This window comes from Pseudotamlana agarivorans (assembly GCF_018860245.1).
GTDB lineage: Bacteria > Bacteroidota > Bacteroidia > Flavobacteriales > Flavobacteriaceae > Pseudotamlana > Pseudotamlana agarivorans_A.
Genome location: NZ_JAHKPD010000007.1, coordinates 249,420 through 274,629, shown reverse-complemented (window position 1 = coordinate 274,629; position 25,210 = coordinate 249,420). Strand labels below are relative to the sequence as shown.

Below are 25,210 nucleotides of genomic sequence, written 5' to 3'. Positions count from 1 at the left end.
ATGAAATTTTTTATAGATACAGCAAACCTTGATGATATCGCTGAAGCTCAGGCTTTAGGTGTTTTAGATGGTGTAACAACAAACCCGTCTTTAATGGCTAAAGAAGGTATTACAGGTGCTGAAAACATATTGGCACACTACACTAAAATATGTGATATTGTTGAAGGTGATGTGAGTGCTGAGGTAATCTCAACAGATTTTGACGGGATGGTTAAAGAAGGCGAAGCTTTAGCAGCCCTTCACCCTCAAATTGTTGTAAAATTACCTTTAATTGCCGATGGTATTAAAGCCTGTAAGTATTTTTCAGATAAAGGGATTAGAACTAACGTCACTTTAGTGTTTTCGGCAGGTCAAGCTTTATTGGCAGCAAAAGCTGGAGCGACTTATGTATCACCGTTTATTGGTCGTTTAGATGATATTTCAACAGATGGTTTAAATCTTATTGCTGAAATCAGACAGATTTACGATAACTACGGTTTCGAAACTCAAATTTTAGCCGCTTCTGTGCGTCACACGATGCACGTAATTGATTGTGCTAAATTAGGATCTGATGTTATGACAGGACCATTATCGTCAATTAAAGGTTTATTAAAACACCCTTTAACAGATATCGGTTTAGCTAAATTTTTAGAAGATTACAAAAAAGGAAACTAAGTACAAGTTTCTTATTTTAATACGATTTAAAAGCTTTTTGTTTCGAGTGTTATGCTTGAAATGGAAAGCTTTTTTTTATATTTGATATACGGCTGATGTTGAGCGTGTTAGTTGGTTGTGGCGCCGGGTATATAGAGAAAGTAGGGGCGCGACTCGAGAAGACGAATAGTCTTATGTTAAAAATCATCTAAGCCTAACCAGTTCTTATGATTAAATCCATTTAAATTTAATAGTAATCTTATGAAAAAATTATTAGTAGTATCCGTTTTAACCTTAGCATTATGGTCTTGTAAAAATGAGGCTAATAAAAGCAATGCCACAGAAGCACCAGTCGTTTCAACTGAAGAGCCAGTACAAGAGCAAACACCAACAGAAACAGCGAATGCTTCAGATGCTAAGTACATGCCTTTTACAGTGAATGATGCACTAGCAGAAAAAGTAGCATCCTTCTTGAAAAATGATCATTTCAAATCAGATTACAGTATCATGTCTGATAACGATAAAAAGTTTCAAATGGCAGAAGTAGATTTAAATAACGATGGCAAAAAGGAGATTTTTCTGAATTTTTTCTCTAGTTATTTCTGTGGTACTGGAGGCTGTGCTTTATTACTTTTAGATCACGATTTAAATGTAATTACCAAATTTTCGGTAACTAGAACACCGTTGTATCTTTCTAAAGACACCCAAAACGATTGGAAAACCATTATGGTTAAATTCCATGGGAAAAATATAAGATTAATTTACGATGGAAAGTCATATCCTTCGAATCCTTCTGTTGTAACACCGGTAGATGAAGCGCCTTCGGGACATGACTTAATTCTATTTGATGATAATTTTAGTCCTTCTAAAACCTATAAATTCTAAGAATAATCTGTTTTTGCTTTAACGAAAGTTATTTTATGTAATTTCGACTAAATTAAAATGCAAAAACAAACTATGTTAACTTGGAAAGATGTCATGAGTTACGCTGTAAACGGAAACCCAATTCCCGATAAACGCGTAGAAAAAAGTGAAGAAGCATGGAAGACTCAATTAACCGCAGAGCAGTTTCGAATTACTCGTGAGAAAGGTACAGAGCATGCGCATAGCGGTGACCTGTGTACAACGTATGACGAAGGGAAATACAATTGTGTGTGTTGCGATACCCCGTTATTCGACTCTACCATAAAATTTAGTTCTGGAACTGGTTGGCCAAGTTTTACACAGCCTATAAAAAACAACGCCATTAAATACGAAAAGGATACAGCTTTCGGCATGGTGCGCGTAGAGGTGATGTGTAATGCCTGCGATGCGCATTTGGGACACGTGTTTCCCGATGGGCCAGAACCTAGCGGATTGCGTTACTGCATCAATTCGGCATCCATGATTTTAGAAAAGGAGAAAGACCATGAGTAATATACAAATTGCTACCGTTGGCGGTGGTTGTTTCTGGTGTACAGAAGCCGTTTTTCAGGAAGTCAAAGGCGTAGAGCATGTGGTTTCCGGGTATTCTGGAGGTGCCGTGCCTGGGCATCCTACCTATCGTGAAATTTGTTCTGGATTAACAGGGCATGCCGAGGTGGTTCAAATTACCTTTAATGCCAACGTGATTTCATACCAAGAGATTCTCATCATTTTTATGACGACTCATGATCCAACTACCTTAAACCAACAAGGCGCCGACAAAGGCACGCAATACCGATCGGTGATTTATTATCACGATGAGAAACAACAAGAAATAGCAGAAAAAGTAGTTTCTGAAATTGGCACTTACTTCGAAAAAACGATAGTTACCGAAATGTCCCCATTAGATGTTTTTTATGAAGCGGAAGCCGAACATCAAAACTATTACAGGACACATCCTACTCAGGGTTATTGTAGTTTTGTAATCACACCGAAGCTAACGAAACTTCGCCAATTACATGCGGATAAATTAAAAACATGAAACTGAATATAAACGATAAATTCACTAAAGAACTACCTGCAGATCCCATTCTGAAAAATAGCAGAAGGCAGGTTGAAAAAGCTTGTTTCTCTTATGTGACGCCTAAGAAAACGGCACAACCAGAAATGCTTCATGTGTCTCCTGAAATGCTCGAAAATATAGGGCTTTCCAAAGAAGATAGCAAAACAGAAGATTTCTTAAAAGTATTTACCGGTAATGCAGTTTTACCAAATACAAAACCCTACGCCATGTGTTATGGCGGGTATCAATTTGGCAATTGGGCTGGACAACTGGGAGATGGTCGTGCTATTAATTTATGTGAAGTGGAACACGATAATAAAAACTGGGCCCTTCAATTAAAAGGTTCCGGGGAAACGCCGTATTCACGCTCCGCCGATGGTTTGGCCGTGTTGCGTTCTTCCATTCGTGAGTATTTGTGTAGCGAAGCTATGTTTCATTTAGGGGTTCCAACAACGCGTGCGTTGTCCCTAGCATTATCTGGTGATCAAGTACTACGTGATGTGTTATACAATGGTAATCCGGAATACGAAAAAGGGGCGATTGTTTGTCGTACCGCCGAATCGTTTTTACGTTTTGGTAATTATCAAATATTTGCTGCCAGACAAGATGAAAAGTCTCTAAAAACTTTAGTAGACTACACTATAAAACATCATTTTAAAGATTTAGGTGCGCCTTCAAAAGAAACTTATTTAGCGTTTTTTAGGGAGGTTTCAAAGCGTACTTTAGATATGATTATCCATTGGCAACGTGTTGGTTTTGTGCATGGTGTTATGAATACCGATAACATGTCTATTTTAGGTTTGACCATAGATTACGGACCCTACGGTTGGCTAGAGGGGTTCGATTTTGGTTGGACGCCAAATACAACCGACAGGCAACATAAACGCTACCGTTTTGGGAATCAACCCAATATGGGGCTGTGGAATTTACTGCAGCTAGCAAACGCTATTTATCCGTTAATTGACGATGCGCCAGCTTTAGAGGCCATTTTAAACGCTTATCAATCCAATTTCGATCAAGCGTCTTTTAAAATGATGCGTTCAAAATTAGGTTTGCAAACCGAAGCAGATTCCGATAAGGTTCTTATTCAGGATTTAGAAGATATATTACACCTTACGGAAACCGATATGACCATATTTTTTAGAAATTTAAGTGGTTTTGAAAAGGAGAAACCAACTGAAGGTATCGTAGTGGTTCAAGATGCTTTTTATAAACCAGAAGCATTGACTGTTGAAATTAAAGACCGTTGGAGCCAGTGGTTTGAGAATTATGCGAATCGTTTAAATCAGGAACCTGTTTCATATCCTGAAAGGAAAGAAAAAATGAATGCGGTAAACCCTAAATACGTGCTTAGAAATTACATGGCACAGCTCGCCATTGATGCTGCCGATACAGGGGATTATAGTTTGATCGATGAATTGTTTCAGCTTTTAAAACAACCTTACGCCGAACAGCCTGAACACGTAAAATGGTTTGCAAAACGACCGGAATGGGCTAGGAATAAAGTAGGCTGTTCGATGTTGTCTTGTAGTTCGTAAAGACTAAGTTAAAAAGCAATAATTAAAAATTAAAAATTTCATATCATTAAAACTACATCAACAACTAAAATAGGATTAGGTTTAGCCGCATTAGGGCGACCAGAATACATTAATATTCGAAGCGATAAAGACATCGATAAAACGGAAGATGCTTTTAAAATTACCGCATTTTCAGTATTAGATGAAGCTTATAAACGCGGTGTTCGTTACTTCGATACGGCGCCTTCCTACGGTAAAGGAGAGGCCTTTTTGCAAGAATGGCATGCGCAAACGCAGCATAAGGATGCTGTTTTGGGTACCAAATGGGGGTATACCTATGTAGCGAATTGGGAACTTGGTTATTCGGGTAAACATGAAATTAAAGAACATTCATTAGAAAAATTGGTTGAACAATGGCAAGTTTCAAAAGCCATGCTGCCCAGCTTAAAATATTACCAAGTACATTCGGCAACCTTCGATAGTGGTATTTTAGAAAATCAAGCTGTTTTAAAAGAATTATTCCGCATAAAAGAAGCCACAGGTTTGCATATTGGAATATCAACCAGTGGTGAAAACCAGGCAGCTATTATTGAGGAAGCTCTGAAAATTGAAATTAATGGTATCTCTTTGTTTGATAGTTTTCAAGTGTCGTATAATGTTTTCGAGCAATCCACTTTTGAGGTTTTAAAAGCGGTTATGAATAACGGAAAGACAGTAATCATTAAGGAGGCCTTGGCAAACGGACGTGTTTTTGAAAGTGAACAGTTTCCTCAGTATAAAGAGGCTTATGTTGTTTTAAAAGAACTATCCGAAAAATATAATGTAGAGGTAGATGCCATTGCGCTACGTTTTGTGATGGATCATCTGCAGCCAGATTATGTGCTTAGTGGAGCATCAAATATTGAGCAATTAAAAGCAAATTTAAAAGCTAATGACTTTCAGTTAGATGCTGAAGATTTACAAAATCTAAACACTTTGGCGGTTAAACCAAGTTTTTATTGGGAAGAACGCAGTGCACTCGATTGGAATTAATTTACTTACGTGAGATTCAGTTTTTCAATACATAATAGCCTTTGAAAAAGAACTAAGTCAAGCCTCTGTAAACAGTTACACCATCTTTTTTCCTTTTAAAAAACATTTTAATACCAATTTAGTGGTGTAATGTCGTATGACATGGAAAAACTCAAGCACTTGGCCGCCGGCAGGCCGATAGAGTTAGCTACGTTTTTCCCTCGGAGTGGGCTTAGACTTATGCTCAATTGATATTAAACTCATATAACTTGCCACCTTCACCTTTATCACCTTCATCGGTAATGTAAACGGTTTGATGGTCTTTAAAATAAATACCTTCCTTTTGAGAGTTATGTTTAAATTTTAAAACATCTATCTGGGCCTTAAAAAAATCGTCCGTTTCAAAATTTGAAATCTTAAGGAGTCGATCATGATTCAAAAGAATAATGGTTTTTTCATTGGGGCAAACAGCGGCCGACGTGATTTTTTTCAAATGCTTATCAAATTTGAGATTTGAAACCGCTTTAGCAGTATGTTTCCCTTTGCAATTGGGTACCTTAAAAACAATGGTTTCTTTTTCGTCTTTACTGAAGATGTAAAAATTATTTTTCAGAAGAAAAAAGCTTTCAAAATCTTGAGATTTCATTCCTTTAGGAAGTGTAAATTTTATTTTTTCCGCAGATGTTTCCTCATTTACAATACTCGAAACTTTGTAAATCGTGAAGTTTTTACGCTTCTTTTTATTGTTTCCAAAATCGCCTATGTATAAATTTCCGAAGTTGTCTGAAGTGAGGTCTTCCCAGTCTTTATTTTTTGCATTACTAATGGTAATGCGTTTTTTTAGGTTTCCATGAAGATCGAAACCATAAATGCGATTTTTATTGCCCGAATCTTCAATGGTCCATAATAAATGAGATCCTACTACTTTTTGAATTGCCGAAGCTTCTTTTAAAGTAGATGGTAGTGCGGTAATCGTAATCAATAGTGTTGTTTTACAGGTGGTTAAAAGTGATTAAAATATAAAGAATTATTAAAAATCTAGTGACGATTGTTGTAATTTTAAGCAAAATAAAAGGAATGTAGATGAAATATAAATTAAATTTTATTAATCTATTGGTAAAACATTCTCGTAGCCGTTCATAATTTAATAAATTTACCGCGTAAAACAAGAACTAACAATGACCACGGTTGAGGACTTATTAAAACTTTTAGTTTTAGAAAAAGTTAATGATTATGTTTTTAATGGCATAAGCAAAACTATTGGAAGCCCTATCGTATTTGGTGGTCAGGTTTTAGCACAGGCTATTAATGCTGCTACAAGAACCGTATCTAGTCAGAGAGTTTTACATTCCATGCACGCTTATTTTTTAGAAGCAGGGAATTTAGAGCACCCGATAACATACAATGTTACTGTGGTTAGAGATGGTGGTAGTTTTTCGGTGCGTCGGGTTACGGCACATCAAAATGAAAACACCATTTTTATTTTATCGGCATCGTTTCATATCCAAGAAGATGGTTATAGTCATCAAATCGATATGAAACCGGGTTTAAAACAACCTGAAGAATTATTAAGTTGGACCGATATTTTGCATCAGTATGGAGAAGTTTTGCCAAAAGGTTTAAAAGCCTTTTTTGAAGTGAAACGCCCTATAGAATTTAAACCAACAAAAATAGTTAATCCTCTGGATAAAAAGGATGTACCGCCTTACAGCGATGTTTGGTTTAAAATAAAAGGTGATGCTAATAATTTAGATTTAGCCACAAAACAACAAATTTTAACGTATATTTCAGATTACAATATTTTAGTTTCTGCTCTTAATCCGCATGCCAGTAAAGCGCATTGGGGCAACACACAAACTGCTAGCTTAGACCATTCTATCTGGTATTTTAGAGATTTCGATTTAAACGACTGGATGTTGTTTTCTGTAGAATCTCCAAGTTCTTCCGGCGCCAGAGGGTTTGCTAGAGGAAATATATACACTAGAAATGGGGAGTTAATAGCATCGGTAGCACAAGAAGGTTTAATGCGTCCAATTGAAAAAAAATGACAAACAAAGTTTTAAAAATAGGGCATCGTGGTGCCAAAGGTCACCTTGCAGAAAACACATTAGAATCGATTAAAAAAGCTTTAGACTTAAAAGTTGATGGTATCGAAATAGATGTACACCGTTGTGCATCTGGAGAGTTGGTGGTGTTTCATGATTTTACCTTAAATCGGGTTACCGATGGCTTAGGTGAAGTTTCAAAACATACCCTTAACAACTTGAAAAAAATTAAGGTTAAAGGCCGCTACCAAATTGCGACTTTATCACAAGTTTTGGCTTTGGTAGACAACAAATGTTTGTTGAATATTGAGTTAAAAGGGCGGGATACCGCTAAAGAAGCTTGTCGTCTTATTACTTTTTTCGTTGATAAAAAAGGCTGGGATTACAGTAATATTATTGTATCTAGTTTTCAGTTTGATTTATTAGAGGAAGCTTATAAAATAAATAAAGACATTCCGCTAGGGGTGCTTACAAATACAAATTTGGAAGAAGCTGTAACTTTCGCTAAAAGCATTAATGCGGTATCTATTCACCCAAATTATACCATGCTTACTCCCGAAAATGTTGAGGAGTTAAAAGAAGACTTCAAAGTTATTACTTATACGGTAAATAACCTGAAACCTATCGAACGCATGATCGAATATGGTGTGAATGGCATCATTTCAGATTATCCAGATAGAATATGATCGCCAAAGACGTCATTATTGTTGGTGGTGGCGCTGCAGGCTTTTTTGCAGCTATTAATATTGCAGAACAAAATCCGAATTTAAAAGTCGCTATTTTAGAGCGCGCCAAAGAAGGTTTAGCGAAAGTTAAGGTTTCTGGTGGCGGCCGCTGTAATGTAACACATGCTGAATTTATGCCTTCTGAATTGGTTCAAAATTATCCTCGCGGGGAAAAAGAGTTACTGGGGCCTTTTCATCAGTTTATGACAGGCGATACCATCGAATGGTTTGAAAAACGTGGGGTGGCACTTAAAATTGAAGATGATGGGCGCATGTTTCCTGTGTCAAATTCATCACAAACCATTATCGATTGTTTTTTAAATGAAGCCGAAAAGCATCAAGTTGATATCTACTATAATCATCCTGTAAAAACGATCGAAGCTCAAAACGAACAATTTGTAGTAACTACTTCTGAAACCACTTTTTCAGCTAAGAAAATCATGATTGCCACAGGAAGTAATCCTAAAATCTGGAAACTTCTAGAAAGTTTAGGACATCGTGTTTCACAACCGGTGCCTTCTTTGTTTACTTTTAATATTAAAGACGAACGCATCCAGGATATCCCTGGTGTTGTGGCTTTAAATGTGGAGGTTCAAGTTTTGGGGACGAATTTATGGAGTGAAGGACCACTGCTAATAACTCATTGGGGCATGAGCGCGCCGTCCATTTTAAAGTTATCGGCCTTTGGCGCTTTAGAATTAGCCAAACGCGATTATAAATTTCAGATTGAAGTTAATTTTATAAAACAAGGTTTTGAAGACTGTTTGGATGTCCTAAAAAGTTTAAAGCAAGATTTAGCTAAAAAAACCGTGTTTAAATCAACGCAATTTGATTTACCAAAACGCTTGTGGCATAAACTGGTTTTAGCCTCTAAAATGACGGAAACTACGCGTTGGGCAGATTTAAATAAATCGCAATTAGAAGGTTTGGCCAGTCAGTTAACAACTGCCGTTTTTAATGTAGATGGAAAAAGTACTTTTAAAGATGAGTTTGTTACCGCAGGCGGAGTTAGTCTCAAAGAAGTCAACTTTAAAACCTTTGAAAGTAAACTGGTGAAAAATCTCTATTTTGCTGGTGAAGTGTTAAATATCGATGCCGTTACTGGCGGATTTAACTTCCAGAATGCTTGGACTGGGGCTTTTATTGCAGCGCAGCATATGTCGAAATAATTGCAAATTTTTTTTAATTCAAGTCTTTGTTGAGTACCTTTATGTGTAATAATATATCATGGGTGAATCAAAGAAAATTAATGAACTGGATCGTGCATCTACTGGCTTTTTATCACCTTCAGACTCCTGCAAAGCTATGATGGACGATATGATTGCAAGAAATGAAAATGGCACACTAAAAACCCATCATTGGGAAGCTATTAAAGCGCAGTATGGCAGGTCTTAATTTTTAAAACAAAACTTCTAAATGAATACCTACATAGCTTTCTTACGGGGCATTAATGTGAGCGGGAAAAACAAGATTCCTATGGCAACGCTTCGTGAAGTACTAACTTCAACAGGGTTGGAAAACGTTCAAACTTATATTCAAAGTGGTAATATGGTCTTTCAGTCTTCCGAAGGAAATCTTGAAGTTTTAGAAAAAAAGATTCACCAGGCGATTAAAAATCATTTCACATTTGAAATTCCTGTATTGGTAAAAACACCACAGCTTTTACAAGATTTTTTTAATGGGTGTCCATTTCCTCAGGATAAAAAAGAAAACAGCTATTTCATGTTGCTTTTTGAAGCACCAGAATTAGCATTACTAGAGGAAGTTTCTCAAATAAACGTCCCTAATGAAACTTTTTTCATCACCAATGATTGCATTTATTTTCACAGCGCCGTAGGTTATGGTAAAGCAAAGTGTAATAATAATTTCTTCGAACGTAAGTTGAAAATTACGGCAACAACTCGAAACTATAAAACCATGGTTAAGCTTTTAGGAATGTCTAAGCAGTTGTAAAAAAATACCCTATATATTTCCTATTTTTGCCAAATAAAATTATTCAATTCTAAATCTGTAAAAGCAGGTTTTTCCGAACAACGTAACATGACAGAAAACAATTTTATCCCTAAAACTTATTCTAATTCTATTGAAAACGGCAGTTTCACCTGGTCGTCACCAAGTAACATTGCTTTAGTGAAATATTGGGGAAAGAAGAAAGATCAAATTCCAGAGAACCCTTCAATAAGTTTCACGCTTAATAATTGTAAAACAACCACCTCTTTAAGTTTTACTAGGAAATCGGATAATGAATCGTTTTCGTTTGATGTGTTTTTAGATGGTGAGAAGAAAGATGGTTTTAAATCGAAAATCGAGACCTTTTTTAATCGCGTTGAAGTCTATTTGCCTTTTTTAAAGGATTATCATTTTAAAATTGAAACCTCAAATACCTTTCCGCATAGTTCAGGCATTGCCTCTTCAGCTTCCGGAATGAGTGCCCTGGCTTTGTGTTTAATGAGTGTTGAAAAGGAATTGTTAAATGGTCCTGTCATTTCGAACGCCGTCGAGAAATCTCAAGAAAACGACCCTTATTTTATTCAAAAAGCATCCTTTTTAGCACGTTTAGGTTCTGGAAGTGCTTGTAGAAGCTTAGAGGGTGATTTGGTGGTTTGGGGTAAACATCAAGATATATTAGGAAGTTCAGATTTGTTCGGAGTTAAATTTCCACATCAAGTGCATGATGTTTTTAAGAACTATCAGGATACCATTTTGTTGGTTGATAAAGGTGAAAAACAAGTAAGCAGCACCGTTGGGCATAACCTGATGCATGGCCATCCTTTTGCACAAGAACGTTTTAAGCAAGCGCATGAAAACTTAGGAGTCATTGCTGAAATTTTACAACAGGGCGACCTTGATAAATTTATTGCCCTGGTTGAAAGTGAAGCTTTAACGCTACATGCTATGATGATGACCAGCATGCCATATTTTATTTTAATGAAACCGAATACACTTCAAATTATCAATAAAATATGGGCATTTAGAGCAGAAACAGGTTCTAAAGTGTGTTTTACCCTAGACGCTGGAGCGAACGTACATGTTCTATATCCTGAACAGGAAGCTGCCGCTGTGATAGCGTTTATTGAAAACGAATTGGCTGGTTATTGTCAAAACGGACAGTTTATTAATGATAGTATTGGGTTTGGGGCTCAGTTAATAATGAAAAGTTTATAATTAAAAGTTAATAATGAATAGTTAATAATTAAAAGTTAAAAATTCTTGTTGATAATGAAGAATTAAAATTGTAGGTTTATAGCTACTTTTAGTTCTGGTTGTGATGAAACAAAATATTATTAAAAACAAGAGTTTTAATTTTGCAGTAGATATTGTAGGGTTATATAAAAACTTGGCATATAATAAAAAAGAGTATGTTATGTCAAGACAATTATTAAAATCAGGAACATCTATTGGAGCGAATGTAAGGGAAGCCGAATTTGCTCAAAGTAAACCCGATTTTATTAGTAAAATGTCAATAAGCTTAAAAGAAGCTAATGAAACAGACTATTGGTTAGATTTACTTCATGAAACTAAATTTATTAATGAGGAAGAATTTAAAGTATTTAAATCGAAGTCTACTGAACTATTACGGTTATTAGTAAGTATTGTCAAATCAGCTAAGCAGTAATAAATAGAAATGAATATTACAATTATCAATTTGAACTTCCCTAATTAGAGTTGACCGTTTTTCACTTTTAATTATTCATTATTAACTTTACATTATTCATTTTAAGCAACCACTCGTAGATGAGGCTCTACAAAGTATAACCTGTTTAAAAATTTCTAACTATCTTTGCTGCGCATTTGGTGTTGAAGCCTTTATAGAGGTTTTTTTAGACATTGAGTCAGAAATAATTATTAATTTTTCATTATTAATTATTAATTGAACATATGAAAGGACCTTTATTTTATTCTAAAATTCTACTTTTTGGCGAGTACGGAATCATCAAAGATTCTAAAGGCCTATCTATTCCCTATAATTTTTATAACGGTGCTTTAAAGAAGTCTGAAAACCCTTCTGAAGCTGCTATAGAATCAAACGCCAGTTTGAAGCGTTTTGCTGAATACATTCAGAATATCGATAAGGACTTGGTGCGTTTTGATAGCGAATTGCTTTTAAAAGATGTGAATTCAGGTATGTATTTTGATTCATCAATACCACAGGGTTATGGTGTTGGTAGTAGCGGTGCGTTAGTTGCAGCTATTTACGATCAATATGCTTTTGATAAAATTACAGTTCTAGAAAATTTAACCAGAGAGAAGTTATTAAAATTGAAATCGATTTTTTCGACTATGGAATCTTTTTTTCACGGAAAATCTTCTGGCTTAGACCCTTTAAATAGTTATTTGAGCATTCCAATTTTAATAAATTCCAAAGATAATATTGAAGCTACAGGTATTCCTGCCCAACAAAGTGAAGGGAAAGGCGCCGTGTTTTTAATTGATAGCGGCATTATTGGAGAAACCGCACCAATGGTGAGCTTGTTTATGGAAAACATGAAGCAAGAAGGTTTTCGTAACATGCTTAAAACACAATTTATAAAACACACCGATGCTTGTGTGGACGATTTCTTAAAAGGAAATGTAAAGTCATTATTTAAGAATACAAAGCAGCTTTCTAAGGTTGTTTTAAGTCATTTTAAACCAATGATTCCTCAGCAGTTTCATGAACTTTGGGAAAACGGTATTAATACAAACGATTACTACTTAAAACTTTGCGGTTCTGGTGGTGGTGGCTATATTCTTGGTTTTACAGAGGATATCGAAAAAGCGCAAAAATCGCTTAGTGATTATAAACTGGAAGTCGTTTATAACTTCTAATAGCGCTCCAACCCTTAACCCAGCAGAAGGGTCTCATTCAAAAGATTTTTTATGTTAAACCGAAGACAGAAGCACATTCTACTTAAGTTTTTTAGTATGTTTTCTGTAGTTCGTGGTTATAATATTTTAATTGTTATGATCGCTCAGTATTTGACGGCGATATACATTTTAGCGCACGATAAGCCTTTAAAAGCCGTGGTGTCAGACCTCAATTTATTAATGTTGGTTTTAGCCTCTGCCGCAACCATTGCTGGTGGGTATATTATCAATAATTTCTACGATTCAGAAAAAGATTTAATCAATCGACCAATAAAATCAAGATTAGATAAACTGGTAAGTCAGAATACGAAGCTCTCCTTTTATTTTGTGCTTAATTTTATAGCAGCGATTATGGCGAGCTATGTTTCGTTTAAGGCTGTATTATTTTTTTCTATTTACATTTTTGGTATTTGGTTGTATTCTCACAAGTTGAAAAAAATGCCGTTTATAGGTAATTTAACGTCTGCGGTACTCATGATTACACCGTTTTTTGCCATTTTTATGTACTATAAAAACTATGAAACAGTCATTTTTGTTCATGCCATTTTTTTATTTTTAATGATTGCTATGCGGGAATTAACCAAAGATCTTGAAAATATTAAAGGCGATATTGCTCAAAACTATGTGACTATTCCTGTTGCTTATGGTGAAAAAGTATCGAAAGTGATGTTAACCGTTTTAGCGACTTTAACTTTGGTGCCAGAATATTTTTTGCTTTTTAAGTATGATGTAGGCCACATGAACTTATTCTTTTATTTAAGTACTTTTCTGCTGTTTTTGTTTTTAATATTACTTTGGAAATCGAAGGCGAAACTGCACTATTTAATACTGCATAATATTTTGAAGTTTATTATTCTTGCTGGTGTTTTTAGTATTCTACTTATCGATGTACAGGTTATTTTGAATCGAATTTAAAATAAAATTCATCTTTCCTTATTAACAGAATTGGCGTCCAATATATTTTTTTACTTGGTCATGGGATTTTATAATGCTTGAAGCATTTATTGTTAGCGACTAATTATAAATATTGAGGTGTACTTAGTATTTCAAAAATCATTATAAATCCTTAGAATCCAATAAGAATAATCTTATCTTTAGGTTGTAAAGTGTTCTGTTGTATTTGTTTGTGAAGTTTTTAATTATTGTAGGTTCACCAAAAATCAATATGGTAAGTGCATATGAAATAAGATTAAATAGCATTGGAGTATGCCAAAAATCCTTAAAAGAGTAGGCATAATATATATAAAATAAGATTATGAATAAACAGGAATTTAAAGCAAAAGCTAAAGAAAGCATCGACGAGATTGCTGCCAAAATTGATGAAATTGAAATTAAAAGTGACAAGCTAAAGGCCGAGCTTAGTGAGAAATATGACGAAGAGTTGGCTAATTTGAAAGTGCAAAAAGGTAAACTTGAGCTTAAGTATGACAAATTAGAAGACGCCGCAGAAGAGGAGTGGGAAGATGTGAAAGAATCCTTTAACGCCGCATCTGAATCTTTTAAAGAAGGTTTTTCAAATTTATTTTCAATATTCAAAAAATAGGTATGGGCATGTCTTTGAGGTGTATTAAAGGCATATTATAATATAGTTGATAAATCTCAGTGGGTAAAAACTACTGAGATTTTTGTTTAGATGCTTTTCTGCTGAAGCCAATTATAGCTTTGAGTATTATTTTTTTTAAATAATAAGAAGGGGAAAGGGCGTTTTATTAAATTCGTTTTGGGCAGCAATTGGTATCACTCGATTTTAACATTAGTAGTAATAAAAGCACAAAATATCTATCTTAAATAAGAAGTCATAATTTTAAGTATATCTTTGCATAAAATATTAAGTCATGAACAGACATCAAGGGAGTAAAGGAAAAGGAAAGCCATCGGGACGCGGAAGTGGAAACACCCGTTCTACAAGTTATGCAAGAGGAAATGCACCTATTAGAAAATCAAATACAGAGCCTAAAAATCCAGCGCCTAAAAAAGCGGGAAATCCTGATGAAATTAGGTTAAATAAATATGTTGCCAATTCAGGTATGTGTTCACGTCGTGAAGCCGATGTACATATTGCTACAGGTCTCGTTTCTGTAAATGGAAAAGTGATTGTTGAAATGGGGTATAAGGTAAAGCCTGGAGATGAGGTGCGTTATGACGGTGCACGAATTAATCCAGAGAAAAAAGCTTACGTTTTACTTAATAAGCCAAAGGGTTTTGCCACAACAACGAGTGAAGGTAAAGGAAGAACCGTTATGGATTTAGTGGCCAATGCTACAAGTTCTAGAATAAAGCCCATAGGGCGTTTAGGAAGGAACTCTAAAGGTTTATTATTGTTTACTAACGACGATGCTGTTACAGCGAAATTCACGAATTCTAAACATGGTGTACCGCGTTTATTTCAAGTGGAATTAGACAAAAATTTAAAACTTGAAGATTTAAAAAAGATTCAAGAAGGATTTAAGTCGGAAGGTAAATTGATAGAAGTTGAAGAGATTAGTTATATCGATGGGGCTTCTAAAAAAGAAATCGGATTAAAAATCAAGAATACCGGTAACACCATTATCCGTACTATTTTTGATTATTTTAAATATGAAATTATCAGCTTAGACTGTGTAGCTATTGGACATCTTACTAAAAAAGATATTCCACGCGGTAGTTGGAAACACCTGACTGAGCAAGAGCTTAATACGCTTAAAATGCTTTAATAGTGCATAGATATTATAGTTAAAGAGATGCTGAAATGAATTCGGTATGGCGATCGAGAAAAGTGAGTCATGCGGAAATTGTTTCAGCATTTTTTGTTTCCTGTAAATGCTGTTCCTAATATTAATGGCCGTACAACAATAATAAATACAATAGCTACTGAGGTAACAAATAGTAACCAAGGTTCTTTAACACCAAAAGGGAAATCATGCGATTAACAATTATTTCCATATTTATATTGCTTTTTTTTACTTGTAAATCTCAACATACAAGCAATAATTCAAATGATGATATTATCAGAAATAAAGTTATTAAACTAAAAGGTTTAGAAGATGCTATGTATGATAGGAATTATGTATTGAATAACAATCTTTTAAATTTATTAAACGAGAACATTGTTTTTGAAAATGGCAAGTATGCAGAATTTGGCGATCTAAGAAACGTAATTGAAGATTCCATAATTGATGATGTTTTCAATGAATTTGAGTTTCACAATTTAGTTTCACAAATAAAAAGGAATTCTCAGCCAACAAGAAAAGGAAATGAAAAAATAAAAAACACTGAAATTCATAATAATATAAATTCCAATAAAAAAATCACTTTTACACTTTCCAAACCAATTTTTTGCATCAAAAAACCATATGCATTAATTATGTATTCATATGGCAGTAAATTATATGGAATTGGCGGAAGCGGTGTGGTATTATTTAAAAAAACGGGTAACAAATGGGTGTTAATAAATGAATTTTGGGGAACTATGAGTTAAAATTCTGCCTCTAACATGTTATATAAAATATAGTAGAAAAGAGCCATTTCTCCTGTAATCGAAGCGAAAATAGACGTTAAAATTATAATACAGTCAGATTCTGTTTACTCATGCGGAAATTGTTTCAGCATTTTTCTGTTTCCTAGAGGAGACGATAGGGGTGCTCGATGACCTAATTGTTAGTTTCAATACTTAGCTAATATTTTGTTATTAAGCAAAGACTTTGATTGTGCTAGAGTATCACTCGTAAACTGTTCTTTTCAGCTTGCTCTAATTTGGCACGAACCCAATCGATTTCAATTTTTTGCATTCGTGCTTGCCTGATTAAGTCGTTAACTAATTCGTTCTAACAAGAATATTCATCGTTGGGTTTTATGAACGATATGGTTTGGGTGATGTTATTCTTTTGTTACCTCGTACTCCTCAAGATCTAAAAGCATTGATGTAACTTCAATATCGAACCATTCAGAGAACATTTTAAACGTCCTTTTTTGTGGCCATTTTGATTCGTCCATATACCAATTATTTAGTTCATTTGAGAAAATTGTGTCGAAATTTTTTTTTATCCAATTGAGCACCTTTTTATTGGTGTCCATTTCGCGTATCAGATAAATGCTGTTTTCTTCGGTTTTGGTCATGGGCTCCTCATCAGGAAACATAGAACTCACCCAATCGAAAAATGGTTTTTTTTGTTTCACGGTTATCGCATTCCTGTCAATCGAGTCAAAGTAATAAGTAATTGGTTCCATATGTATTTAAAGTAGAGATTTACTCTAGTAATTAATTTTCTAATTAAACACTGTGTTGTTAACTTTTTATGATACTAAACTAAAGTTTTTAGTTTAGAATTTATCATTTTTTATAGTGTTTATTCAGTTGTCGTCTAAACCTATAATTTTAGATGTATGACGTTAAATTGTTGATTGTTAAAGTTTTTTGTACAACACCATAGAGAGGAATCTCAGTGTAGCTCTGCGTAATAGCTCCGCAAGAGTAAGTTCCAACAACTAGAAACAACCAACCAACAACCAAATTAGCGTTAGGGATAGCAGTGGAAATCCTTTTTTTCTTTTCAAAAAAAGATTGTAACGAATAGCCCGACCACCTGTCCTGAGCGGAGTCGAAGGATGTGGGAACGCCCAAATTCTAGACAAGTTAAAAGATTATAAGTCAGTTGTTAGCAGCCAAAAAATAGTAACTAATTTTTTTTCAAAAAAAAACTAAAAAAAAGTTTGTAATTCATTTTTTTGTTTTTCATTTGCAGTCTATTTAGCTGAACAAATTGAACTGTGTTTCTATGTTCGGGCTTTTGAAAATTAGGAAGTCATATTCAAAAGCAGCTTACAGATTAAGCGACCGAATTTTAAAGCTAACTTCCGTGTCTCCCATATATGCTATCCAGCATAAATACGGTTTTGTGCCTACTACCGAGAAGGAAATCCAGATTTGATAGTATTTATTTTTTATTGACTTAACGTGTAGTTAATCTACACATTACATCTTTAATTTTTAAAATAAATACATTGAATACAAAATATATTGATTTAATCAATCAGACTTATGATTTTCCGCAGGAAGAATTTAAGGTTGATAAAGGCCAGTTGCATTTCCATGATATCGATTTGATGGCGCTAACAAAACAGTACGGTGCACCGTTAAAATTTACATACTTACCGCAAATTTCTAACAACATTGGTAGAGCAAAAAAATGGTTTGCTAATGCTATTGAAAAGCATGATTACAAAGGGAAATACAACTATTGTTATTGTACAAAAAGTTCGCATTTTAAGCATGTTTTAGATACGGCTTTAAAGAATGATATCCATATTGAAACCTCTTCGGCTTTTGATATTGATATTGTGGAAAGCCTAAAATCTGAAGGCAAAATTACAGACGATACTTTTGTAATTAGCAACGGTTTTAAACGTGCGCAGTATGTTACGAATATCGCGAGATTGATAAATAACGGACATAAAAATGCGATTCCGATTATTGATAATTACGAGGAAATAGATTTGCTTTCTCAGGAAATTGAAGGCAAATTCAATGTGGGGATTCGAATTGCTTCGGAAGAGGAGCCTAAATTTGAGTTTTACACCTCTAGACTAGGGATTGGTTATAAAAATATTGTACCGTTTTATAAAAATCAAATCGCTAACAATAAAAAGGTTGAACTTAAAATGCTTCACTTTTTTATTAATACAGGTATTCGTGATACGGCGTATTATTGGAACGAACTGCTTAAGTGTTTGAAGGTTTACACGAGTTTGAAGAAAATTTGCCCGTCGTTAGATAGTTTAAATATAGGCGGAGGTTTTCCTATTAAAAACTCGTTGGTTTTTGATTTTGATTACGAGTATATGGTTGATGAAATTATTAATCAAATCAAATTAACTTGCGAGGAAGAAGGGGTTGATGTGCCAAATATTTTTACAGAATTTGGAAGTTTTACAGTTGGTGAAAGTGGCGGTGCGATTTACGAAGTGTTGTATCAAAAACAACAGAACGATCGTGAAAAGTGGAATATGATAAACTCGTCTTTCATCACAACCTTACCAGATACTTGGGCGATAAATAAACGTTTTATTATGTTGGCCTTGAACCGTTGGCAAGATAGTTATGAGCGTGTTTTATTGGGTGGTTTAACTTGCGATAGTGACGATTACTACAACAGTGAGCAGCACATGAACGCCATTTATATGCCTAAATACAACAAGGATAAACCATTATATATTGGCTTTTTTAATACTGGTGCCTACCAAGAAACCATTGGTGGTTTTGGCGGATTACAACACTGTTTGATTCCGTCGCCAAAACATGTGTTAATCGATAGAGATGCCGATGGAAACATCACAACAAAATTATTTAGTGAACAACAAAAAAGTGAAGACTTACTTAAAATTTTAGGTTATGAGCAATAGAACCTACGCGGGAATTCCAGAAGAATTCGGGAAATTAGAAAACGCAAAAATCGTTTTAATTCCGGTGCCTTATGATGGTACAAGTACATGGCAAAAGGGTGCCGATAAAGGGCCTGATGCTTTTTTAGATGCTTCAGAAAACATGGAGCTTTACGATATTGAAACGGGAACAGAAGTATACCAACAAGGGGTGTTTTTGGCGAATGCGGTTACAGAAAATGAATCGCCTGAAGCTATGGTTGATGCCGTACATAAAGCGACTAAAAAATATATTAAGAAAAATAAATTTGTAACCATTTTTGGTGGCGAGCATTCTATTTCTATTGGAACCATTCGTGCGTTTAACGACATGTACCCAAGTTTAACGGTACTGCATATTGATGCCCATGCCGATTTACGAAAGGAATATGAAGGAACAACATGTAATCATGCTTGTGCCGTTTATGAGGCGAGCCAAACCACAAATTTAATTCAGGTGGGTATTCGTTCTATGGATGTGATGGAAAAAACGGTTATGGATGCCGATAAAACATATTTCGCTCATGATATGGCGATGGATGATTCTTGGATGGATTCGGCCATTGATCAAATGACCAAAAACGTGTTTATCACTTTCGATTTAGATGCTTTCGATCCGTCAATCATGCCAAGTACAGGAACCCCGGAACCTGGAGGGTTGTTGTGGTATGAAGCTTTAGATTTCTTAAAACAAGTGTTTGCAGAGAAAAACGTGGTGGGCTTTGATATTGTGGAACTTTGTCCTAATAAAAAAGAAAAATCATCAGATTTCTTAGCTGCTAAACTGTATTATAAAATGTTAAGCTATAAATTTTTAAATGAAGGTGTAGATGATGATTACGACAATGCCTTCGATAACACAAAACAAAAAAATAACACCGTAAAATTTACCGATAACGATGCGTACTAAAGGACCAATTTCACAATTTATAGAAAAACATTATTTACATTTTAATGCTGCCGCTTTGGTAGACGCCGCAAAGGGCTACGAAGCGCAGTTAGAATCTGGTGCTAAAATGTTAGTATCTCTAGCGGGTGCGATGAGTACGGCAGAGTTAGGGAAAAGTTTTGCCGAAATGATTCGTCAAGACAAAGTGCAAATTATTTCTTGTACTGGCGCCAACCTTGAAGAGGATATCATGAATTTGGTAGCACATTCGCATTACAAGCGTGTGCCTAACTACCGTGATTTAACCCCTCAAGAGGAATGGGATTTATTAGAAAAAGGCTTAAACCGCGTAACTGATACGTGTATTCCAGAGGAAGAAGCTTTCCGTCGTTTACAAGGGCATATTGTTGATATTTGGAAGGAAGCTGAAGCTAAAGGTGAACGCTATTTGCCACATGAATATATGTACAAAATGTTATTGTCTGGCGTTTTAGAGCAGTATTATGAAATCGATTTAAAAGATTCTTGGATGTACGCTGCCGCGGAAAAAAACTTACCTATTGTATGCCCAGGATGGGAAGACAGTACGATGGGGAATATTTTTGCAAGCTACGTTTTAAAAGGTGAGCTGAAAGCAAGTACCATGAAATCTGGTATTGAATACATGACTTTTTTAGCCGATTGGTATACTGATAATTCTAAAAACGGTATCGGTTTCTTCCAAATTGGAGGTGGTATTGCTGGCGATTTCCCTATTTGCGTCGTGCCTATGTTGTACCAAGATATGGAACGTACCGATACTCCGTTTTGGAGCTATTTCTGCCAAATAAGTGATTCTACAACAAGTTATGGTTCGTATTCTGGTGCCGTACCAAACGAGAAAATTACTTGGGGCAAATTAGATATCGATACACCAAAATATATTATTGAAAGTGATGCTACAATTGTGGCGCCTTTAATTTTCGCCTATTTATTAGGTCAGTAAAAAATGGATATCAATAAAATTGAAAATATCGAGCTTAAGTACCTTACGGTAGATGATTTCGCCGAGTTAAAAGCAGCAACTTTAGAGTCGTATGCGGGGGTGCTTAATTCCTATTGGAAGAAACATCATATTAAAGATTTAACCACCATGTTCCCTGAGGGGCAGGTGGTTATTAAAGTCGATGGTGATATTGCAGGTTGCGCCTTATCGCTTATTGTCGATTATGATACTATTGATGATGAACATACTTATGAGGATATTATAGGTGGTGAATCGTTTAAAAATCATAATGCCAATGGCGATGTTTTATACGGTATCGATGTGTTTATCAAACCAGAATATAGAGGTTTGCGCTTAGGAAGACGTCTTTACGATTATAGAAAGGAAGTTTGTGAAAACCTAAATTTAAAAAGTATTGTGTTTGGCGGAAGAATGCCTAATTACCATAAGCATAAAACGTTAACTCCTAAAGAATACATTGAAAAAGTAAAGCGTAAAGAAATTCATGATCCGGTTTTAAACTTTCAGATTTCTAACGATTTTCATCCCGTTCGTGTTTTAAAGAATTATTTGGAAGGGGATACAGCATCCAACGAGTATGCGGTTTTAATGGAATGGGATAATATTTACTATACGAAGCCTAATAAAAAGGCGAGTACAGTAAAAACGGTTGTTAGGCTTGGCCTGATTCAGTGGCAAATGCGACCTTATAAAGGACTAAACGATTTGATGCAGCAGGTAGAATATTTTATTGATAGTGTAGCCGCTTATCGATCGGATTTTGCCGTGTTTCCTGAGTTTTTCAACGCGCCGTTAATGGCGAAGTTCAACCACATGCATGAGCCTGATGCCATTCGAGAGTTAGCTAAATTTACAGAAACGATTGTTGAAAAGCTTAAACAGTTATCCATTTCATATAACATCAATATTATTTCTGGGTCTATGCCAGAAGTTGTAGATGATAAGTTGTACAACGTAGGCTATTTATGCCGTCGCGACGGAAGTTTTGAGCGTTATGAAAAAATACATGTAACGCCCGATGAGGCTAAAGTTTGGGGTATGCAACGTGGAAATAAACTGCAAACTTTTGAAACCGATTGTGGTAAAATAGGAATCTTGATTTGTTATGATTCAGAGTTTCCAGAATTAGCACGATTATTGGCCGACGAGGGTATGGATATTTTGTTTATTCCGTTTTTAACCGATACGCAAAATGGTTACTCTCGTGTGCGTTTATGTGCGCAAGCCCGTGCTGTAGAGAATGAGTGTTATGTAGCGATTTCAGGAAGTGTTGGTAATTTGCCAAATGTGAATAATATGGACATCCAATACGCGCAATCAGCCGTGTTTACACCGTGTGATTTTTCATTTCCAAGTAATGGTATTAAGGCAGAAGCCACCACGAATACCGAAATGATTTTGGTTGCCGATGTCGATTTAAGCTTGCTAAGAGAATTGCACTCATTCGGTGCCGTTAAAAATTTGAAGGATCGAAGAAAAGATTTTTACGATGTTATTCGTATTAAAAATCAGAAATAGTATATTTAAACTTGAAACTAAATAACATTTTACCCTTACAAAATGAAAAATAGAAATGATAATTTAAAACGTGTCATTGTTGATTTTAAGAAGTTAACTCCAGAGATTTTAGCTTTGTTGGTTGAGCGCTACCCCGATGGTTATGATGAAGATCAGATCATTTCTTTTAAAAATCAACATAACGAAATTATCGAAGCCGTTGAAGTAACAACTCATGATACTAAATACCTAGTGAAGGTAAGTACAAAACTTGCGATTACTATGGAAAATTATGATGAGGACGATTATGAAGATTTCGATAATAATGATCCTGAAGCGGTGCAACCACCCGAAATTGCAGACGAAGATTAGTGATGTTCAATTCATCGTGCTCACATACGAATTGACAATAAAAAATATTCAATAATAAATAATATAGAGTTATGAGAACTGCCGCTTTTAAATCCTACAAAAACGGTTATTACAATTTTTGGTTTGAAAATGGTGAAGAACTTGCTTTTGAAGATGTTCACCCACGTGTTTTGAAACAATTTGATTTAAAAAACGATGAAGGTCTTATAGATAAAGACTTTAAAATCACTTTCGTGGAAGACGAAGATGGCGATGATGTTTTTTATCGTATCGAGAGTTTGAAACCGCTGTAGATTTTTTAGTTGTTGGTTGCTCGTTGTTGGTTTTTGGTTGCTTACTCTTGCGGTGCTGTGACACAGAGCCACACTGAGGTTTCGCAGAGACTCACAGAGATTTTTTTAGACAAGAATTGATACTTTACTATTTTTGAAAATTAGCGTAAAAGTAAGTCTAACAACCAATAATTCTAGACACAGATTCCACGGATTTCAGAGATTTTGCGTTCTACTTCCTTTGCGACTTAGCGTCTTTGCGAGAAATTGTTTTAGTTTTTGGTTGCTTACTCTTGCTGGGCTGTGACACAGAGCCACACTGAGGTTCCGCAGTGACTCGCAGAGATTTTTTTAGATAAGAATTGATACTTTACTATTTTTGAAAATTAGCGTAAAAGTAAGTCTAACAACCAATAATTCTAGACACAGATTCCACGGATTTCACAGATTTTTCGGTCTACTTTCTTTGCGTCTTAGCGTCTTTGCGAGAAACTCTTCACAAAAACCTCCCCAATAAAAACCCCATAAACCACACTGTACTCCAGCGCAATTATCCATAGGTTCTCCGATTTATTGGCTTGATTAATATTGAGGTAAGCCAAATAGCTTAAGATGATCATAAAGCTCCAAACCAAAGGAAACTTGTACTTCGTGAAAATCGATAAAATTAAAAGGGTGGCCACGTACCAAGGGTGTACGGTAGTGGCTGTAAAATAGTAAAATGATAGCGCGAATAGCATCGCTGTAATAAGCTGAACGGTAGTTTTATTTTGCCTGAAAAAGCTAAGCGCGAGAACGACTAAAATCACTAAAACAGCAATGCCTTTGCCTATAAAAGCTATTTCATTATAACCTCGAAAAGTATAGCCTATTTCTCTAGCGATATAATACAAACTGCCGTTAAATTCGAAATTCTGAAACCATAAAGCCACGGTAGTAGCATAATTATTTATGAATTCTGAAGCATAAAAAGGTGCAAAAAGTAAAAGGGTGCAAAAACCTATAATAGCATAAAAAGAGTTGAGCTTAAATAGCCCTTTTTTGAATGTATTTGGTGCTTGGTTGATATTGTCCTCATTTATGATTTTAGAGTTAGGACAAGGCTCTGATGGCGTAATAGGTATATGTTGCGCTCTTTGAGACGTAGAACGTTTCACAAACCATTGATAAAATAGCGGCAGAAAAATTAAAGGAATCAATTTCACCGATATGGATAAGGAAAACACCACCGCTGCCCATGGCCATTTTCCGAGGTGTAGTAAATAAAGGCTCCATATTAAAAAGAAAATCATAACCCCTTCAAAATGCAGGTTTCCGGTAAGTTCTATAATTATAAACGGATTTAGAACATACCAGAATATAAGATAGGATGGAAGTTGGAGTTTTTCAAGCAGTTTTTTTCCGAAGTAAAGGGTTCCGAAATCGGCAGCAATAATCAGCAATCTCATGACCACGACCGCCCCAAGGATGTTCTGACTCGAAAATAAGGCTGCAATTGCAAAACAAAGCTGATTAATGGGTGGGTAATTTGAAAAATGACTGGCGTTTAAATCGCCCATGCCTTTTTGAAGTTCATAGGCTTGGGCAACGGGAGCATGGCCTTCCGCGATAAGCGCATTAACCGTGTTTACATAGGGGTTAATGCCTTCGAGAATGATTCGTCCGTCCCAAATAAAACGGTAAAAATCTTGTGAAAGATTAGGAATGGCACATATAAAAATGGCTCGAAAAGCAAAAGCGAAATAGGTGAGTGCTTTTGTATTTCCTTTTAAAAGCTGAACCAGTTTATAAAATAAATAGAAAAGCGCTATGTAAAGACCAATCAGCTTCACATAATCGGTTCGAACTAAGTTATAAGCAAATGCCCAATAAAAAAACAAACAGGACAGCGCTAAAAGCACTGGTGTTTTGTTCAGTTTTAAAAAGGAAGCATTAATTTGCATAAACCTCGAAGTTATGAAAAAGCCCTGTTAGTTTAGTAAGTTTCAAAGTTAAGATCGAAACCACTAACTAATAACCATCAACCAAAAACC

At 35.2% G+C, this 25,210-nt stretch carries 27 protein-coding genes; 24 read left to right on the top strand and 3 right to left on the bottom strand.

The genetic code is table 11. The features are described from left to right. The 6 genes from fsa (at position 1) to KO493_RS02640 (ending at position 5,148) form a co-directional block, all read left to right on the top strand. Positions 1-654 carry a fructose-6-phosphate aldolase gene (fsa, locus tag KO493_RS02665; RefSeq protein ID WP_216066391.1) on the top strand — a complete coding sequence of 218 codons (654 nt, stop codon included), beginning with the start codon at positions 1-3 and terminating at the stop codon, positions 652-654. 240 nt (positions 655-894) lie between these two features. Further along, a complete protein-coding gene (locus tag KO493_RS02660; RefSeq protein ID WP_216066390.1) occupies positions 895-1,518 on the top strand; it encodes a hypothetical protein in 624 nt (207 codons plus the stop codon). 72 nt (positions 1,519-1,590) lie between these two features. Then, positions 1,591-2,049, top strand: a complete 459-nt coding sequence (msrB, locus tag KO493_RS02655; RefSeq protein ID WP_216066411.1) for a peptide-methionine (R)-S-oxide reductase MsrB — start codon at positions 1,591-1,593, stop codon at positions 2,047-2,049. After that, complete coding sequence (msrA, locus tag KO493_RS02650) at positions 2,042-2,578, top strand: peptide-methionine (S)-S-oxide reductase MsrA (RefSeq protein WP_216066389.1); 537 nt, start codon at positions 2,042-2,044, stop codon at positions 2,576-2,578. Before msrB ends, msrA begins: the two co-directional genes overlap by 8 nt. Then, positions 2,575-4,137, top strand: a complete 1,563-nt coding sequence (locus KO493_RS02645; protein ID WP_216066388.1) for a protein adenylyltransferase SelO — start codon at positions 2,575-2,577, stop codon at positions 4,135-4,137. The genes msrA and KO493_RS02645 overlap by 4 nt, the downstream gene beginning before the upstream one ends. A 42-nt stretch (positions 4,138-4,179) precedes the next feature. Continuing rightward, positions 4,180-5,148: an aldo/keto reductase gene (locus KO493_RS02640; protein WP_354667416.1), complete on the top strand. Its 969-nt coding sequence runs from the start codon at positions 4,180-4,182 to the stop codon at positions 5,146-5,148. A gap of 223 nt (positions 5,149-5,371) precedes the next feature. Here the strand turns inward: KO493_RS02640 and KO493_RS02635 are convergent, their stop codons facing one another. Then, positions 5,372-6,109: a hypothetical protein gene (locus KO493_RS02635; RefSeq protein WP_216066387.1), complete on the bottom strand. Its 738-nt coding sequence runs from the start codon at positions 6,107-6,109 to the stop codon at positions 5,372-5,374. Between the two features lie 196 nt (positions 6,110-6,305). Between KO493_RS02635 and KO493_RS02630 the strand changes: the two genes are divergently transcribed. From KO493_RS02630 to KO493_RS02575, 12 genes are all read left to right on the top strand, one after another. Beyond that, entirely contained in the window at positions 6,306-7,175 is an 870-nt protein-coding gene (locus KO493_RS02630; protein ID WP_216066386.1) for an acyl-CoA thioesterase, read from the top strand. Then, positions 7,172-7,858: a glycerophosphodiester phosphodiesterase gene (locus tag KO493_RS02625; protein WP_216066385.1), complete on the top strand. Its 687-nt coding sequence runs from the start codon at positions 7,172-7,174 to the stop codon at positions 7,856-7,858. Before KO493_RS02630 ends, KO493_RS02625 begins: the two co-directional genes overlap by 4 nt. After that, a complete protein-coding gene (locus KO493_RS02620; RefSeq protein WP_216066384.1) occupies positions 7,855-9,066 on the top strand; it encodes an NAD(P)/FAD-dependent oxidoreductase in 1,212 nt (403 codons plus the stop codon). The genes KO493_RS02625 and KO493_RS02620 overlap by 4 nt, the downstream gene beginning before the upstream one ends. A 58-nt stretch (positions 9,067-9,124) precedes the next feature. Then, positions 9,125-9,292, top strand: coding sequence for a hypothetical protein (locus KO493_RS02615; RefSeq protein ID WP_216066383.1), 168 nt, complete (start codon positions 9,125-9,127; stop codon positions 9,290-9,292). A 21-nt stretch (positions 9,293-9,313) separates the two neighbouring features. Then, positions 9,314-9,850, top strand: coding sequence for a DUF1697 domain-containing protein (locus KO493_RS02610; RefSeq protein ID WP_216066382.1), 537 nt, complete (start codon positions 9,314-9,316; stop codon positions 9,848-9,850). A gap of 87 nt (positions 9,851-9,937) precedes the next feature. Beyond that, positions 9,938-11,062, top strand: a complete 1,125-nt coding sequence (locus KO493_RS02605) for a diphosphomevalonate/mevalonate 3,5-bisphosphate decarboxylase family protein (RefSeq protein ID WP_216066381.1) — start codon at positions 9,938-9,940, stop codon at positions 11,060-11,062. A gap of 103 nt (positions 11,063-11,165) precedes the next feature. After that, positions 11,166-11,513 carry a four helix bundle protein gene (locus KO493_RS02600; protein WP_216066380.1) on the top strand — a complete coding sequence of 116 codons (348 nt, stop codon included), beginning with the start codon at positions 11,166-11,168 and terminating at the stop codon, positions 11,511-11,513. A 263-nt stretch (positions 11,514-11,776) separates the two neighbouring features. Then, a complete protein-coding gene (locus KO493_RS02595) occupies positions 11,777-12,706 on the top strand; it encodes a mevalonate kinase family protein (RefSeq protein WP_216066379.1) in 930 nt (309 codons plus the stop codon). A 51-nt stretch (positions 12,707-12,757) separates the two neighbouring features. Next, complete coding sequence (locus KO493_RS02590; RefSeq protein ID WP_216066378.1) at positions 12,758-13,660, top strand: geranylgeranylglycerol-phosphate geranylgeranyltransferase; 903 nt, start codon at positions 12,758-12,760, stop codon at positions 13,658-13,660. Between the two features lie 340 nt (positions 13,661-14,000). Beyond that, on the top strand, positions 14,001-14,288 hold the full coding sequence (locus KO493_RS02585; RefSeq protein WP_216066377.1) for a hypothetical protein: 288 nt from the start codon (positions 14,001-14,003) through the stop codon (positions 14,286-14,288). Positions 14,289-14,580: 292 nt separating this feature from the next. Continuing rightward, the gene (locus tag KO493_RS02580; RefSeq protein WP_216066376.1) at positions 14,581-15,438 is read left to right on the top strand and encodes a pseudouridine synthase; all 858 of its coding nucleotides are present in this window, start codon (positions 14,581-14,583) and stop codon (positions 15,436-15,438) included. A 206-nt stretch (positions 15,439-15,644) separates the two neighbouring features. Beyond that, positions 15,645-16,202 carry a hypothetical protein gene (locus tag KO493_RS02575; protein ID WP_216066375.1) on the top strand — a complete coding sequence of 186 codons (558 nt, stop codon included), beginning with the start codon at positions 15,645-15,647 and terminating at the stop codon, positions 16,200-16,202. Positions 16,203-16,600: 398 nt separating this feature from the next. On the opposite strand, the gene KO493_RS02570 is transcribed toward KO493_RS02575, so the two are convergent. Continuing rightward, the gene (locus tag KO493_RS02570; RefSeq protein ID WP_216066374.1) at positions 16,601-16,951 is read right to left on the bottom strand and encodes a hypothetical protein; all 351 of its coding nucleotides are present in this window, start codon (positions 16,949-16,951) and stop codon (positions 16,601-16,603) included. Positions 16,952-17,725: 774 nt separating this feature from the next. Between KO493_RS02570 and KO493_RS02565 the strand changes: the two genes are divergently transcribed. From KO493_RS02565 to KO493_RS02540, 6 genes are all read left to right on the top strand, one after another. Next, positions 17,726-19,123, top strand: a complete 1,398-nt coding sequence (locus tag KO493_RS02565) for an arginine decarboxylase (protein WP_216066373.1) — start codon at positions 17,726-17,728, stop codon at positions 19,121-19,123. After that, complete coding sequence (speB, locus tag KO493_RS02560; RefSeq protein ID WP_216066372.1) at positions 19,113-20,051, top strand: agmatinase; 939 nt, start codon at positions 19,113-19,115, stop codon at positions 20,049-20,051. Before KO493_RS02565 ends, speB begins: the two co-directional genes overlap by 11 nt. Continuing rightward, on the top strand, positions 20,041-21,015 hold the full coding sequence (locus tag KO493_RS02555) for a deoxyhypusine synthase family protein (RefSeq protein ID WP_216066371.1): 975 nt from the start codon (positions 20,041-20,043) through the stop codon (positions 21,013-21,015). The genes speB and KO493_RS02555 overlap by 11 nt, the downstream gene beginning before the upstream one ends. 3 nt (positions 21,016-21,018) lie before the next feature. After that, positions 21,019-22,554, top strand: coding sequence for a bifunctional GNAT family N-acetyltransferase/carbon-nitrogen hydrolase family protein (locus KO493_RS02550; RefSeq protein WP_216066370.1), 1,536 nt, complete (start codon positions 21,019-21,021; stop codon positions 22,552-22,554). A gap of 42 nt (positions 22,555-22,596) precedes the next feature. Beyond that, the gene (locus KO493_RS02545; protein WP_216066369.1) at positions 22,597-22,905 is read left to right on the top strand and encodes a hypothetical protein; all 309 of its coding nucleotides are present in this window, start codon (positions 22,597-22,599) and stop codon (positions 22,903-22,905) included. A gap of 71 nt (positions 22,906-22,976) precedes the next feature. After that, positions 22,977-23,198, top strand: a complete 222-nt coding sequence (locus KO493_RS02540; RefSeq protein WP_216066368.1) for a hypothetical protein — start codon at positions 22,977-22,979, stop codon at positions 23,196-23,198. 452 nt (positions 23,199-23,650) lie between these two features. Here the strand turns inward: KO493_RS02540 and KO493_RS02535 are convergent, their stop codons facing one another. Continuing rightward, positions 23,651-25,120: a mannosyltransferase gene (locus KO493_RS02535; protein ID WP_216066367.1), complete on the bottom strand. Its 1,470-nt coding sequence runs from the start codon at positions 25,118-25,120 to the stop codon at positions 23,651-23,653. Positions 25,121-25,210 lie beyond the last annotated feature (90 nt).

Excerpts from the sequence above, each read along its gene's own strand:
- fsa (WP_216066391.1), top strand. The coding sequence starts at position 1 with ATGAAATTTTTTATAGATACAGCAAACCTTGATGATATCGCTGAAGCT.
- KO493_RS02660 (WP_216066390.1), top strand. The coding sequence starts at position 895 with ATGAAAAAATTATTAGTAGTATCCGTTTTAACCTTAGCATTATGGTCT.
- msrB (WP_216066411.1), top strand. The coding sequence starts at position 1,591 with ATGTTAACTTGGAAAGATGTCATGAGTTACGCTGTAAACGGAAACCCA.
- msrA (WP_216066389.1), top strand. The coding sequence starts at position 2,042 with ATGAGTAATATACAAATTGCTACCGTTGGCGGTGGTTGTTTCTGGTGT.
- KO493_RS02645 (WP_216066388.1), top strand. The coding sequence starts at position 2,575 with ATGAAACTGAATATAAACGATAAATTCACTAAAGAACTACCTGCAGAT.
- KO493_RS02630 (WP_216066386.1), top strand. The coding sequence starts at position 6,306 with ATGACCACGGTTGAGGACTTATTAAAACTTTTAGTTTTAGAAAAAGTT.
- KO493_RS02625 (WP_216066385.1), top strand. The coding sequence starts at position 7,172 with ATGACAAACAAAGTTTTAAAAATAGGGCATCGTGGTGCCAAAGGTCAC.
- KO493_RS02620 (WP_216066384.1), top strand. The coding sequence starts at position 7,855 with ATGATCGCCAAAGACGTCATTATTGTTGGTGGTGGCGCTGCAGGCTTT.
- KO493_RS02615 (WP_216066383.1), top strand. The coding sequence starts at position 9,125 with ATGGGTGAATCAAAGAAAATTAATGAACTGGATCGTGCATCTACTGGC.
- KO493_RS02610 (WP_216066382.1), top strand. The coding sequence starts at position 9,314 with ATGAATACCTACATAGCTTTCTTACGGGGCATTAATGTGAGCGGGAAA.
- KO493_RS02605 (WP_216066381.1), top strand. The coding sequence starts at position 9,938 with ATGACAGAAAACAATTTTATCCCTAAAACTTATTCTAATTCTATTGAA.
- KO493_RS02600 (WP_216066380.1), top strand. The coding sequence starts at position 11,166 with ATGAAACAAAATATTATTAAAAACAAGAGTTTTAATTTTGCAGTAGAT.
- KO493_RS02595 (WP_216066379.1), top strand. The coding sequence starts at position 11,777 with ATGAAAGGACCTTTATTTTATTCTAAAATTCTACTTTTTGGCGAGTAC.
- KO493_RS02590 (WP_216066378.1), top strand. The coding sequence starts at position 12,758 with ATGTTAAACCGAAGACAGAAGCACATTCTACTTAAGTTTTTTAGTATG.
- KO493_RS02585 (WP_216066377.1), top strand. The coding sequence starts at position 14,001 with ATGAATAAACAGGAATTTAAAGCAAAAGCTAAAGAAAGCATCGACGAG.
- KO493_RS02580 (WP_216066376.1), top strand. The coding sequence starts at position 14,581 with ATGAACAGACATCAAGGGAGTAAAGGAAAAGGAAAGCCATCGGGACGC.
- KO493_RS02575 (WP_216066375.1), top strand. The coding sequence starts at position 15,645 with ATGCGATTAACAATTATTTCCATATTTATATTGCTTTTTTTTACTTGT.
- KO493_RS02570 (WP_216066374.1), bottom strand. The coding sequence starts at position 16,951 with ATGGAACCAATTACTTATTACTTTGACTCGATTGACAGGAATGCGATA.
- speB (WP_216066372.1), top strand. The coding sequence starts at position 19,113 with ATGAGCAATAGAACCTACGCGGGAATTCCAGAAGAATTCGGGAAATTA.
- KO493_RS02555 (WP_216066371.1), top strand. The coding sequence starts at position 20,041 with ATGCGTACTAAAGGACCAATTTCACAATTTATAGAAAAACATTATTTA.
- KO493_RS02550 (WP_216066370.1), top strand. The coding sequence starts at position 21,019 with ATGGATATCAATAAAATTGAAAATATCGAGCTTAAGTACCTTACGGTA.
- KO493_RS02545 (WP_216066369.1), top strand. The coding sequence starts at position 22,597 with ATGAAAAATAGAAATGATAATTTAAAACGTGTCATTGTTGATTTTAAG.
- KO493_RS02540 (WP_216066368.1), top strand. The coding sequence starts at position 22,977 with ATGAGAACTGCCGCTTTTAAATCCTACAAAAACGGTTATTACAATTTT.
- KO493_RS02535 (WP_216066367.1), bottom strand. The coding sequence starts at position 25,120 with ATGCAAATTAATGCTTCCTTTTTAAAACTGAACAAAACACCAGTGCTT.